This is a genomic window from Fibrobacter sp. UWP2 (genome assembly GCF_900141705.1).
GTDB lineage: Bacteria > Fibrobacterota > Fibrobacteria > Fibrobacterales > Fibrobacteraceae > Fibrobacter.
On record NZ_FQYM01000031.1, the window covers coordinates 13661 to 27082 of the forward strand.

The following is a 13422-nucleotide window of genomic DNA, read 5'->3' on the forward strand; positions in this document are numbered from 1 at the left end:
AACCAGACACCTCTTTTTAATATATATTCCCGCCGCTAGTCCCGCAAGTAAAATCCGTAAAATCGGACAGACATGCGCAGAACGGCGACGAAATTTGTGGACAAACCCCCGCCATTTTGCTATTTTTAGCCCCGTAACTTTAAACCGGCGGCCTAGGTCGCCAATCACTCAAGAGGTAAATCAAATGGCAGTTTCTTACAAGGAACTCGGCCTGGTGAACACCAGGGAAATGTTTGCAAAGGCTGTTAAGGGTGGCTACGCCATCCCGGCTTTCAACTTCAACACCATGGAACAGATGCAGGCCATCGTGCAGGCTGCTGTGAAGCAGAAGTCTCCGGTGATCATGCAGGTCTCTAAGGGTGCCCGTAACTACGCTAACGGCACCATCCTCCGCTACATGGCCCAGGGTGCTGTTGAATACGCCAAGGAACTCGGCTGCGCCAATCCGCAGATCGTGCTCCACCTCGACCACGGTGACTCTTTCGAACTCTGCAAGGACTGCATCGACAACGGTTTCTCTTCCGTGATGATTGACGGTTCCGCTCTTCCGTACGAAGACAACATCGCCCTCACCAAGAAAGTTGTTGAATACGCTCACCAGCACGACGTGACCGTCGAAGCTGAACTCGGCGTGCTCGCCGGTGTGGAAGACGAAGTCCAGGCTGAAGAATCCCACTACACCAAGCCGGAAGAAGTGATCGACTTCGCTACCCGTACGGGCTGCGACTCCCTCGCTATCTCCATCGGTACCAGCCACGGTGCTTACAAGTTCAAGCCGGAACAGTGCACTCGCGACCCGAAGACTGGCAAGCTCGTTCCGCCTCCCCTGGCATTCGACGTGCTCCACGCCATCGAAAAGAAGCTCCCGGGCTTCCCGATCGTTCTCCACGGTTCTTCTTCTGTGCCGCAGGACGAAGTCGATACCATCAACGCCCACGGTGGCAAGCTCCCGGATGCCGTCGGTATTCCGGAAGAACAGCTCCGCGAAGCTTCCAAGTCCGCTGTCTGCAAGATCAACATCGACTCTGACAGCCGTCTCGCTATGACTGCCGCTATCCGTAAGTATTTCGACGAACATCCGGAACACTTCGACCCGCGCCAGTACCTCAAGCCGGCTCGTGAAAACATGCAGAAGATGTACGAACACAAGATCGTTGACGTTCTTGGTTCCAACAACAAGCTCTAATGAGACCGCTCGGGCTAGAATCTGTACAACAAGTACAGGGCTGGCCCTCGCTCTCGCAACCACGCCTCGTTAATACGAGGCGTTTGTTGCTCACGGGAGACCGCTCGGGCTAGAATCTGGACACCACGTTCAGTGCTGGCCCTCGCTCTCGCAACCACGCCTCGTTAATACGAGGCGTTTGTTGCTCACGGGCAAGCTGTAATCTTCGTTGATTCGCTTTTAAAAACCGCTAGGCAATCGCCTGGCGATTTTTTATATTTAAAGCAAATTAAGGAGGTCTTTCGTGATTCGCAAATCTTTTTTTCTTGTTTCTATTGCCGTTTTGACATTGAACACCATATCCTTGGCAAACAAATGCACGGATGTCTGGTTTACGGCGCTCGCAAATCCTTACCTCAATCCGGAAAGCGAGTTTCACATTGATTCATCCTACTTTAACGAAAATGGAAACGAGTGGACGCATAAATACATCTACAAAGATGGGAAAATTGCCGAAACACAGTATGATACCAAGGAAGAAGGCGAAGAAATTCGTATTTCCCCTTTCTACAACGACACGAATGAGACCGCACTAAAAAACAAAGGTATCGAATACATCGTTTCTAAATGCCAAGCGAAAGATACGTTATGTTACCAGGAAAAAGTTTACTCCAATGGTGAATACGGCGGGATAAAGACAACAAAAATTACACCGAACTATATTACTGTAGAACAGGTTGAAGACAAAATTCATTGGTTCACTGAATACATTTTGACGCAAGACTCCGTGATAGAAAAAAGATACTTCGATTACAATACGGATTCCGTTAGAACAAGTCAAAAAGTCTATGCAGCAGATCCAAATAATGACAACAAATGCTATGAATACGATGCCGATGGCCAAATTAAATACACCCTGTTATACAAGCCCAATGAAAAAGGTTATTCTGTAAGCATTGAAAGCGGAACCTACTTCAGGGAATTTTTCTTTATAAAAACGAAAGGAACCTCCTCCATCCACAAAACCCGCAAGCCCGTCAAAATTGCCCCCAAGGCCCGCTATTTCGATCTGCTAGGCCGTTACAAATTCACGAAATAATACCATATCAAAATGTACTGCCCTCACTGCCATTCCGAACTGAAAGATGACGCCACGTTCTGCCCGCATTGCGGGAGCGACGCCGACACCGGCTGGAAGGAAGGCGCAGAATTTACCGACCTCGAAACGCCGGATTACGACGAAATGTTGGAGAACGAGTTCGGTGTTGACGGCACTGGGAAAAAAGGTAAAACAAACCTGCTGGCAGCTATCGCCGCGATTATCGTAGCCCTGGCATTCATAGCCGCGTTTGTATTCTAGCAGCTATCCCAACGCCTTTTCTATTTCTTGGATGGTCACCTCGGCCTCGGTGAACTCGTAATCGTCCACCTGTTCGTTGAGTTTGCGCAGTTTCGCCTCGATAGATGCGTCAAACTCCAAATTGTCGAACGGTTCCAAAATGCGCTTGCATTGCGTAGCCGAGCAGGAATCCACCGCCGCATGCAATTCCTTCATGGCGGTACGCAGTTTTTCTTTGCCCTTCGGGTCCTTAGTCTTGGTTCCTGTAGAAGCCTGCTCAGAAACCATATCGGAAAGCGAAATCGAAAGGTCCTCGACAAGGTCGTGAAGCGCCGACTCAAACTCGTTGAATTCCGGGAAGTTCTGCTTCTTTTGAGAGAGCGTCGCCTCGACAGCGGCTCCAAGCGACTGCACATGCGCCGAACCAATGGTCCCGCACAAGCCCTTGATGGTATGCGTTATGCGCGTCGCCTCCTCGAACTTCATGGTCTCCACAAGCTTGCGGAGTTCAAAGCCGTTTCCACCGTAATCGCGCACAAAACCTTGCAAAATCTTGAGGTAAAGAGTCTTATTGTTGTTTGAATGGTACAGTCCGTTCGCCGCATCAAAATTGCGGACCTTTGAGAAATGTCCCAAAAATTCCGTGTCGTCCTCTGTCGCGGGCGTTGTCGTTGCCGAGACCACTGTACGGGACTGGATCTCGGGGCCTTCGGCGGCCACGGGCAAGTAATGCGCGAGTTCCTCGTAAAGGAGAGTCGGGTCAATGGGCTTGACCACATAGGCGTTCATTCCCGCATCGTAGCACTCTTCTTTGTCTTTTTGGAAGGCGCGGGCGCTCATTGCGATAATCGGCACCTTTTTGAAATAGGGGTCCTTGCGCTCGCGAATCGTCTTGGTGGCGGTGAGACCGTCCATCACCGGCATCTGCAAATCCATGAGAATCAAGTTGTAGGCGTTGGCGTCGAGCATGTCGAGCGCCTCCTGACCGTTGTTGGCGACCATCGTCGTGAGGCCCACACTGTCGAGGAGCGACACGGCAAGTTCCTGGTTCATTTGGTTGTCTTCCACCAAAAGGACCTTCGCCGGCTTAAAGTAAATCTTTCGTTTTTCCTTTTTAACCGCCTTCTGGTAAGTCAGCGGTTCGCCAAGGGCTTCTTGAAGTCCGCTCAAAATGGAACTAATCTGGAGCGGCTTGGCAACAAAACTGTTATAGCCAAGGTCCCTTGCCTCATTCATCTCGCGTTCCTCAAAATGCAGCGGGTGCATCAAGATCTTGGGCACGTAATGCATGGAGAGCGGAATGCCGCGGGCAAAGTCAAAGCCCGTCTCTAGCCCCATCTTGTAATCGACCATGAACACGTCGAACGGCGCCTCGCCCGCCTCCTCGTGGGACTGGATCAGGTCGAACGCTTCGGCGGCGGAGCAAGCCTCCTCTACAACGCACTGGAGCTTGGTCAACTGGTGGCGCAAAACCGTACGTAAATTGGCACACTCGTCCACAAGCAGCACGTTCTTCCCTGCAAACGAGGTGACAGATTTCCACTTGGGTTGCCCCGCCTGCGGAGCAATGGGGAGCGTGATGGTAAAGAAGAATCGCGAGCCCTCACCGGATGTGCTTTCGACCTGCATCTGGCCACCCATCAGTTCTACAAGGGACTTGGAAATCACAAGGCCTAGGCCCGTGCCGCCATACTTGCGCGTGGTCGAACCGTCCGCCTGCGTAAACGCATTGAAGAGCCTTCCCAGCTGTTCAGGAGTCATGCCAATACCGGTATCCTTCACGCTAAAGGCTAGGCGCACGTTCTTCTCGGTCAACTGCTCCATTTCTACACGCAGGGTGATGTCGCCCTTCTCGGTGAACTTTGTCGCGTTGTTCACCAAGTTCGTAAAGATTTGCGAGAGCCTTAGCGGGTCACCCATCAAAAGTTCGGGGATGTCGGGATCCACGTCCACAATGAGCTCGATGTTCTTACCCGCAATGCGCACTTCGGCAAGGGCCGCCACCTCGTTGATGGTATCCTGCAGCGAGAACTGCGTGACCTCGAGTTCCTGCTTTTTGGCCTCGATCTTCGAAAAGTCCAGAATGTTGTTGATAATGCCAAGCAACGACTTCGCTGCATGTCCAATGCGCTCAACAAAACTGCGCTGGCGTTCGTTCAAGTCTGTTTCTAAGGCTAGGTGCGCCATGCAGATAATGGCATTCATAGGCGTACGGATTTCGTGACTCATGTTGGCGAGGAACTCGCTCTTTGCCTGCGTCGCCTTCTCGGCAATCTCGCGTGCGGCCACAACCTCGCTAATATCGGTCATCGAGAACATGTAACCCACCACGGAATCCTGCACCTTTAGGGTCACGGCATCGCCGCGGAACCACACCTCGGTGTGTTCCTCCTGATTCGTGAGCATAAAGCTCTCCTTCCAGGTCTCGCGTTTTTCAAATGTCTCGGAGAGCGCCTTGGTCACGTTTTCGGGCAGCCCACAAGAAGTCAGGTCGTTCAGGCTGGAACCTATGATTTCGCGCCATTCCTTGTTGAAAATGTCGGCAAGCTGCTTGGACATGTACTTGATATGGAGCGAGCGATCAAAGATAATGAGGAGCGACGTATCGGCAGAGAGCATGATGGTGTCGAGGATGGTATCCTTCTGAATGCCGCTCGTCTCGTCGTTAATGGTAAAGAGGTAGCGGATGCTTCCGTTGTCCTCGACCAAAAGCTGGAAAGAGATGCCCCACCACGCTTCTTCACCGTGGCTGTTGCGGACCATCACCCTGGTCTTGCGTTCGCTGGGGTGCAAGTCGCCGCCCATCGCCATACGGTGCGCAAATTTTTTGAACTGGTCTGAGGGAATGTAGTTCCAAAGGATATTCCCTTTGATGTCTTCCCCGTCGTTCATAAAATCGCAAACGTTCGCGCTTGCGTGCAAAATGTCGAAATTCTCGTCGGTCAGTATCAACGTATAGATGGGGCTTCCCAGCATGGTATCGAACAAAGTGCTGGAACTCACGCTCTCGTTCAAGTCCTTGTCAATGAACCACTTGTACAGAAAATGCGCTATCATGGACGATACCAGCATCAACAGCACCACCGCCAAAATCACAAGGAGCATGATCTTGGAAAGGTCGTCCCTGAACTTGGAAACCACCTTGTTCTGCTGCATGATGTGTACTGCATAGAACGGCGACTTTTTCATGGGCGTCACCATGAACACAAAGCTTTGGCGGTGGTTGTTCGATTTTTCAAAGCGAAGTACCTTGCCGTACATCAACGAGTCCACGCTGTAGTCGTCGTAAATCATGGAATGGAGGCCGGTAAGGCTATCCAAATCCATTTTGCCCAAGCTGGTTTCGTAAGGGTAGAAGGTGAAAATATTGTCGGAGCTGCTCTCGATAAGGAGGGTGATGCCGCCCTCGCTCTTTGCCACCTCACCCATCGCCTGGCGCACCTTCATGAGGTCAATGTCTTCGCCGAGCACACCCTTGATTTGTCCGTTCTTCGCAAAAATCGGGTACGAGATCGACACCACCTGTTTTTTGAGGCTCTTCTTGATAGTCGGTCCCGTAATGGCAAGCCCCTTGTTACGGGAGGCTTCCAGGTACCAACTGTAGTTGCCCACAATCGGGTGCGACGGGTCCAGCACCTCGCCACGGGCACTAAAGAACTCGTTTTCGGCGGAATAGCCGTAATAAACATCGACCAGCTCGTGCGCCTGCTTGTACTTCACCATGCTGAGCTTCGCGTTTTGCTTGTTCATGGATTGTATTTTTTTTGCGTATTTCTGGAAGGTGTCCTCCCTCTCCAACAAGAAAGACTCACACTCGTCCACCGACTTTTTGAGGGCGACCTCGGTACCGCTATAGGCGTTGTTGATTAAGGATTCACGCAAGTAAAAGAAGAACACCAAAACCAGGAACACGGTCGCCACCAAGGTGGGGACCGTATAGACAAGGGAAATTCGCCAGCGCAGTTGCCGGCGTTTTGCTGTCGCCGGGTTAAAAGTCAACTTTGCTCGTCCTTGAATTGTTCGTAAATTTGCGGAAGGTCATCGGCAATCGAGACAAACGCCTCGACCACATCGGGGTCGAACTGCGTATCCTTCCCGTTAACCACTTCTTGTACGGCGACCTCGTGCGGGTACGGCTCCTTGTAGGGCCTGCGCGAAACAAGCGCGTCGTAAACGTCGGCGACCGCCATGAGGCGCGCCCCCACGGGAATCTGGTTTCCGCGAAGCCCATTGGGGTATCCCAATCCGTCCCAACGCTCATGGTGCGCAAGCGCCATGTCGGCGGCAATGCGGACCATGGGGTTGTCGCGCAGTTCCTTGGTCGCATCGCGCAAAACGTCGTAGCCCATTTGCGGATGCTGCATCATGATTTTGCGTTCTTCGTCGCTCAGGCGGCCCGGCTTGCGCAAGATTTCGTCCTGGATGCCCACCTTGCCAATGTCGTGCAGCGGGGCGGCAGTCGCATAGTAGTCCACGTACTCCTTGGACTTGATGTATTCGCAAAAATGCGGGTGCCCCTGCAACTGCTGCGCGAGCCTCTGTACAATAAACTGGGTACGGCGAATGTGCGCGCCCGTTTCGGGGTCGCGGTATTCGGCGAGGGCGCCCAAGCTCGTGAGCAGGACCTTCATAGTCCTGCGAAGGTCCTCGGTCCTCTCGGCCACGATGTCGTTCAAATGGTCGCGCTGGTGCTTGAGTTCGTCGCGCTGGCGCTTGTACTCGAGCTGGTTCTTGACACGGAGCATCACCAACTGAGGTGTAAAGGGTTTTGCAATGTAGTCGACCGCCCCCAGGTCCAAACCTACCTGCTCGCTCTGGTTGTCAGACTTGGCCGTCAAAAAGAATACGGGAATGTCCTTGATTTCATCGATCTGGTGGATTTGCTTGATAGTTTCGTAACCATCCATCTCAGGCATCATCACATCGAGCAAAATAAGGTCCGGTTTGACCTTTTGAGCCAAAAGGAGTGCTTTTTTGCCATTCATCGCCACAAATACATCATACAAGGGTGACAAAACACCTTCAAGGACCTCGATATTGGTCTTGGTGTCGTCGACAACTAAAATCTTGGCACGAGACTGTTCCATAGCCCTAATATATGTTCAAAAAAAAAAATAGAACGCCTTGATTTATTCCAAATTGGAGCAAAAAGGCAAAAAATAGTGGATATATTCGCCAAATAAAATGGGTTAATAACGAAAAAAACATATATTACTTCTTAATTGGATTGATTTTGGAGTTTTTTCAATGCTTGGAAAAAAGTATCTTAATAAGAATGCGCTGGTTACAGCCGGCGTGCTTATAGCGAGCATCCCCTCCCTCGCACAGGTCGATGTTACCCCCTTCTGGCGCGCTGTTGACAGCGTAAGCCGGAGCTTAGGCAACTCGGCCAACGACCTGTATACCGACCTCAGCCTCCTCGACACCATAAAGCTTGCCGGGGAAACCTTCCCCATCACCTGGAAAAGCAGCGACACACTGTTTCTTGCCCACGACGGCCGCGTTAACGGCAGGTTTGTGGGCGAAAACAAGGAAGTGACCCTCACGGCGACTATCCACGACGGCCTGAGCGCAAAGACGCAGGACGTAGCTATCAAGGTTTCCATCCACGGATACGAACCCTACTCCAACTACCTTTTCGCGTATTTCCCGGCTAACGACAACGAGAATATCTACTACGCACTGAGTAACGACGGCTACAGCTTTACCGCCATGAACAACGGAAAACGCGTGGTGGCCGCCGACACGGTAAGCATCAAGAAAGGCCTCCGCGACCCGCACGTGCTGCGCGCACCCGACGGCTGGTTCTACATGGTGAATACCGACATGAAGAGTGCCGAAGGCTGGGCTAGCAACCGCGGCATGGTGCTCATGAAGTCCCGCGACCTTATCAACTGGAAACACGCCACCGTACATTTCCCCGACAAGTACAAGGGCAAGAACTTCGCGAACGTGACCCGTGTCTGGGCCCCCGAAACCTTCTGGGACGACACCTACGACAACGGCGACGGCACCAAGGGCCGCCCGCTCGTGTACTTCTCCCTGCTGACCAACGATGGCACCATCAGCTACGACAAGGTATTCTATGCCTACTCGAACAAGGACTTTACCGATTTGGAAGGCGACCCGCAGCACTTCTTTGACCGCGGGAAATCAACCATCGACATGGACATCGTCTACAACCCGGTCGACAAGTTCTACCACGCCTTCTACAAGAACGAAGGCGACGGCGGCATCTGCAAGGTGACCGCAAGTTCGCTCATGCCCAAGAGTGGAGCCGACAGCGGTTCGCAGTGGAGCAAGCCGAGCAAGGCCCTGCAACAGACGACCGAAGCCGTGGAAGGCGCGGGCGTATTCAAGCTCATCAACCAGAATTCCTGGGTGCTCATGTACGACTGCTACATGAACGGGCATTACCAGTTCACGAGCAGTCCCGACCTCGAAAACTTCAAGTTCGTGCAGGATACCAAGACGAGCGGCGCATTCACGCCCCGCCACGGGACAATCCTCCCGGTCACCGCCGAAGAGACTGCAAAACTCATGAAGGCCTTCCCCACCCCGGACTTTGAACCGCGGGTGATTGAAATTCCCGATTCCATAGGCGTGTGCGACGGGAAGAAGGTTGTTGGTCCATGCAGCGGCACGAAGATTGTCCCCTACGTGAAGGTAGATGACGGTGGATGGAACGAAACGCTTGACCTGAAGGTCGCGAAAGGCGCTACAGTGCAGTTCGGCCCGCACCCGTGGGACGGCAAGATCTGGAACTGGGAAGGCCCGAACGGATTCAAATCCACCACCCGCGAAAACACGCTCAAGAACGTGGATGGCGACTTTAGCGGTTACTACACTGTCGTTTACACGAACGAGACCGGATGCAAGAGCCAAGCCAAAATCAAGATTGTAGTGGACGATCCGGACAAGCCGTACAAGGAAGACACGACGACAACCTTCATTTCAAAGGATTTACGCAACAACCGCGCTAATATGCGCTTGAACCGTAATCCGGTTTACTTCGACTTGCTCGGAAACCGCCTCAAAAACAAGCCGCGCAACGGGATGTTTGTGGAACGGTAGCGACTTCGTCGCTATTAGTTACTAGTAACTATTTACAACTCTACTTAGTTTGATAAAAGCATTCACCGGGTCGGCATAATTCCAGATGCCCCCCAGAATCGAGACTCCTTGCACCGGGAGTTTCTTGATTTCGTCGAGATTCTCGTGGTCGATGCCGCCGAAGGCGATGACGGGCGGCAGGTTCGCGGTGCCGGAGGCGGCAAGATGTTCGAGGACCGCCGTAGCGCCGAACGTCTTGACAGGCTCAAAGACGGATTGCGGCTGGAAAACGGGCCCAACGAGCGCCCCGGCCACCCATTCCGGGAGTTTTTCAAGCTGTTCCAGGTCGCGGCAAAGGGCAACGCAGTTCACGCGCTTCCAGCTTTCGGGAACCTCCCCCAGCAAAGAGCCCGCTTCGGTAACGCACCCGCGCACGTCCAGGCGCTCCGCCAAATCTGGTGTTCCACGCACCCAAATGCGGTCTCGGCATTCCATCGGGAGCGCCATGAGCCACCGCTCGTAATCGCTTTCTGTCGCGCAGGGAGCACCGCCCCTGCCCCGTTTGGAGAGTATCAGGCGCGTAAGCCCGCGGCTGAACATCTGTTCGATGTCGTCGAATTCTGAGGCAAAATCATCAGGAGATGTCGTAAGCCAAAGCCGCATGGCTCAAATATACAATAAACAAATACCCCTAGATTTACGCAATTTTTCAAAAAATCCTTGTTCAATTCCCTTTAATCTTTATATTTTTCATCTTGGATTTTTCGCTTTTGGCTCCAAATGGGCCGAAAGTGCACTTAAATCAGATTTTTTCGAAAAAACCTAAAAATTGGAGACACACATGGCAAAAAAGATGATTGCGTGTGATGGTAACGAGGCCACCGCTAGCGTAGCATTTGCTGTTAGCGAAGTTGCGGCTATTTACCCGATTACACCGTCTAGTCCTATGGCTGAGCACGCCGACAACTGGAGTGCTGCAGGCAAGAAGAATATTTGGGGACAGGTTCCCCGCGTGTTTGAAATGCAGTCCGAAGGTGGTGCTGCCGGTACCGTTCACGGAGCTCTGCAGGCCGGTGCTTTGACCACGACCTTCACCGCTTCCCAGGGTCTTCTGTTGATGATCCCGAACATGTACAAGATTGCGGGCGAACTTACCCCCACGGTCTTCCATGTGACTGCCCGTGCACTTGCCATGCAGGGTCTTTCTATTTTCGGTGACCACTCCGACGTGATGGCTTGCCGCCAGACTGGCTTTGCCATGCTCGCCTCCAGCTGCGTGCAGGAATGCCAGGACCTCGCTCTCGTGGCCCACGCTTCCACTCTCGAAAGCCGCGTGCCGTTTATGCACTTCTTCGACGGTTTCCGTACCTCTCACGAAGTGATGAAGATCGAAGCTCTCGAAGACGGCGTTATCCGTAACGTCATCGACGAAAAGTACGTGAAGGCTTGCCGTGAACGCTGCCTCACTCCGGACCGCCCGACCATGCGCGGTACCGCCCAGAACCCGGACGTTTACTTCCAGGGCCGCGAAACGGTGAACCCGTTCTACGCCAAGGTTCCGGAAATTGTCCAGAAGTACATGGACAAGGTCGCAAGCTACACTGGCCGTCAGTACCACATCGTGGACTACGTCGGTGCCGCCGACGCTGACCGCGTAATCATTTCTATGGGTTCTTCGACCTGCACCATCGGTGACACCGTCAAGTACCTCAATTCCAAGGGCGAAAAGGTCGGTCTCGTGAACATCCGCCTGTACCGTCCGTTCCCGATGGAAGCCGTGGTTGCGGCCCTCCCGAAGACCGTCAAGAAGATTGCCGTCCTCGACCGCTGCAAGGAACCGGGTTCCGCTGGCGAACCGCTCTTCCAGGACGCCCTGACCGCTATTTCCGAAGCCGTGATGGCCGGCAAGATGGCCATGCCGAAGATGATCGGCGGCCGCTACGGTCTCTCTTCCAAGGAATTCACCCCGGCCATGGTCAAGGCCATTTACGACGAACTCGCCAAGGCCGACCCGAAGGCTCGCTTCACCGTCGGTATCAACGACGACGTTTGCCACACCAGCCTCACCATCGACCCGAACTTCAAGCTTGAAAGCGACTTCTTCCAGGCTATGTTCTTCGGTCTGGGTTCCGACGGTACCGTGGGTGCCAACAAGAACTCCATCAAGATTATCGGTAACGAAACCGACAACTACGCACAGGGCTACTTCGTTTACGACTCCAAGAAGTCTGGCTCCATGACCACCTCTCACCTCCGCTTTGGTAAGAGCATCATCGACGCCCCGTACCTCATTGGCGAAAACGAAGCCGACTTCGTGGCATGCCACCACACTCCGCACCTGGAATCCGTGAACATGCTGAAGTACGCGAAGGATGGCGCAACCTTCCTCGTGAATACCCCGCACTCCGCCGACACCGTGTGGGATACCTTCCCGCGTCCGGTGCAGGAAGAAATCATCAAGAAGCACCTCAAGGTTTATGTGATCGACGCCTACGCCGTTGCCGCGAAGACCGGCATGGGCCGCCGCATCAACACCGTGATGCAGACCTGCTTCTTCAGCAAGCTCGGTAACGTGCTCGATGCCGAAACCGCCATCAAGTACATCAAGAAGTACGCCGAAAAGACCTACGCCAAGAAGGGTCAGGAAGTGGTCCAGAAGAACTGGGACGCTATCGATGCTTCTCTTGCTAACCTGTTCGAAGTCAAGGTTCCGGCTGCTGTCACCAGCACGAAGGAATTCCGCGCTCCGATCCACGGCGACGCTCCGAAGTTCGTGAACGAAGTCACCGCAGAAATCATCAAGGGCAACGGCGAACTCCTCCCCGTCTCCAAGATGCCTTGCGACGGCGTGTTCCCGACCGCTACCACCAAGTACGAAAAGCGCGACCTCGCCCTCAACATTCCGTCCTGGAATCCGGACGCTTGCGTGCAGTGCGGCAAGTGCGCCATGGTCTGCCCCCATGCAGCCATCCGCGTGAAGGTTGTGGACGAATCCGCAGTGAAGAACGCCCCGGAAGGCTTCAAGTACACCCCGGCCAAGGGCTTCAAGCTCGAAGGTTCCGACAAGCCGGTGTTCGCTATTTCCGTGTCCAGCTACGACTGTACGGGTTGCGGCGTTTGTACGCAGGCCTGTATCGGTAAGGACAAGACCGACGAAACCAAGAAGGCCATCAACATGGTGCCGCAGGAACCCATCAAGGTTCAGGAAGGCAAGTGCTGGGACTTCTTCGTCGATCTCCCGGAATTCGACCGCACCAAGGTCAACAAGAACCTGGTCAAGCAGGCCATGCTCCTCGAACCGCTGTTCGAATTCTCCGGTTCTTGCGCAGGCTGCGGCGAAACCGCTTACGTCCGCCTCGTATCTCAGTTGTTCGGCGACCGCATGGTTGTCGCGAACGCTACGGGTTGCTCCTCCATTTACGGCGGTAACCTCCCGACCACTCCGTGGGCAAAGAACAAGGAAGGCCGCGGTCCCGCTTGGGCAAACTCCCTCTTCGAAGACAACGCTGAATTCGGTCTCGGCATGCGTCTCGCTATCACGAAGCATGCCAAGCAGGCTCTCAGCCTCCTCGAAGCCGTGAACGTTCCTGCCGAACTCAAGGAAAAGCTCACGACCCAGGAGCAGAATGACGAAGCCGGCATCAAGGCCCAGCGTGAAAACGTCGCCGCCCTTAAGGCCGCTCTCGCCGGTGCTACCGACGATGCATCCGTCAGCCTCCGCGACGAATTCGCCGACTACCTCGTGAAGAAGTCCGTGTGGATCTTCGGTGGTGACGGTTGGGCATACGACATCGGTTACGGTGGTCTCGACCACGTGATGGCCACGGGTGAAAACGTGAACATCTGCGTCCTCGATACCGAAGTG

General features: G+C 53.6%; 8 protein-coding genes. 5 read left to right on the forward strand and 3 right to left on the reverse strand.

The genetic code is table 11. The annotated features are described in order from the left end of the window. Positions 1-184 precede the first annotated feature (184 nt). The 3 genes from BUB55_RS11850 to BUB55_RS11860 all read left to right on the forward strand — a co-directional run bounded on the left by BUB55_RS11850 (position 185) and on the right by BUB55_RS11860 (position 2525). Positions 185-1186 carry a class II fructose-bisphosphate aldolase gene (locus BUB55_RS11850; protein WP_072978447.1) on the forward strand — a complete coding sequence of 334 codons (1002 nt, stop codon included), beginning with the start codon at positions 185-187 and terminating at the stop codon, positions 1184-1186. A gap of 283 nt (positions 1187-1469) precedes the next feature. After that, positions 1470-2264 carry a hypothetical protein gene (locus BUB55_RS11855; RefSeq protein ID WP_073191718.1) on the forward strand — a complete coding sequence of 265 codons (795 nt, stop codon included), beginning with the start codon at positions 1470-1472 and terminating at the stop codon, positions 2262-2264. Positions 2265-2276: 12 nt separating this feature from the next. Then, on the forward strand, positions 2277-2525 hold the full coding sequence (locus BUB55_RS11860; RefSeq protein WP_073191720.1) for a zinc ribbon domain-containing protein: 249 nt from the start codon (positions 2277-2279) through the stop codon (positions 2523-2525). 3 nt (positions 2526-2528) lie between these two features. Here BUB55_RS11860 and BUB55_RS11865 read toward each other — a convergent pair whose 3' ends face one another. Beyond that, on the reverse strand, positions 2529-6503 hold the full coding sequence (locus BUB55_RS11865) for a response regulator (protein ID WP_073191722.1): 3975 nt from the start codon (positions 6501-6503) through the stop codon (positions 2529-2531). Then, positions 6500-7591, reverse strand: coding sequence for an HD-GYP domain-containing protein (locus BUB55_RS11870; RefSeq protein WP_073191724.1), 1092 nt, complete (start codon positions 7589-7591; stop codon positions 6500-6502). Before BUB55_RS11870 ends, BUB55_RS11865 begins: the two co-directional genes overlap by 4 nt. Positions 7592-7751: 160 nt before the next feature. Here BUB55_RS11870 and BUB55_RS11875 point away from each other — a divergent pair, with 160 nt between their 5' ends. Next, positions 7752-9578, forward strand: coding sequence for a glycoside hydrolase family 43 protein (locus tag BUB55_RS11875; RefSeq protein ID WP_073191727.1), 1827 nt, complete (start codon positions 7752-7754; stop codon positions 9576-9578). A 21-nt stretch (positions 9579-9599) separates the two neighbouring features. Here the strand turns inward: BUB55_RS11875 and BUB55_RS11880 are convergent, their stop codons facing one another. Next, entirely contained in the window at positions 9600-10220 is a 621-nt protein-coding gene (locus BUB55_RS11880) for a thiamine phosphate synthase (RefSeq protein ID WP_073191734.1), read from the reverse strand. Positions 10221-10398: 178 nt separating this feature from the next. On the opposite strand from BUB55_RS11880, the gene nifJ reads away from it, so the two are divergent. Next, on the forward strand, positions 10399-13422 hold a 3024-nt coding region (gene nifJ / locus BUB55_RS11885), incomplete at its 3' end, for a pyruvate:ferredoxin (flavodoxin) oxidoreductase (protein WP_073191736.1).

Excerpts from the sequence above, each read along its gene's own strand:
- BUB55_RS11875 (WP_073191727.1), top strand. The coding sequence starts at position 7,752 with ATGCTTGGAAAAAAGTATCTTAATAAGAATGCGCTGGTTACAGCCGGC.
- BUB55_RS11880 (WP_073191734.1), bottom strand. The coding sequence starts at position 10,220 with ATGCGGCTTTGGCTTACGACATCTCCTGATGATTTTGCCTCAGAATTC.
- BUB55_RS11850 (WP_072978447.1), top strand. The coding sequence starts at position 185 with ATGGCAGTTTCTTACAAGGAACTCGGCCTGGTGAACACCAGGGAAATG.
- BUB55_RS11860 (WP_073191720.1), top strand. The coding sequence starts at position 2,277 with ATGTACTGCCCTCACTGCCATTCCGAACTGAAAGATGACGCCACGTTC.
- BUB55_RS11870 (WP_073191724.1), bottom strand. The coding sequence starts at position 7,591 with ATGGAACAGTCTCGTGCCAAGATTTTAGTTGTCGACGACACCAAGACC.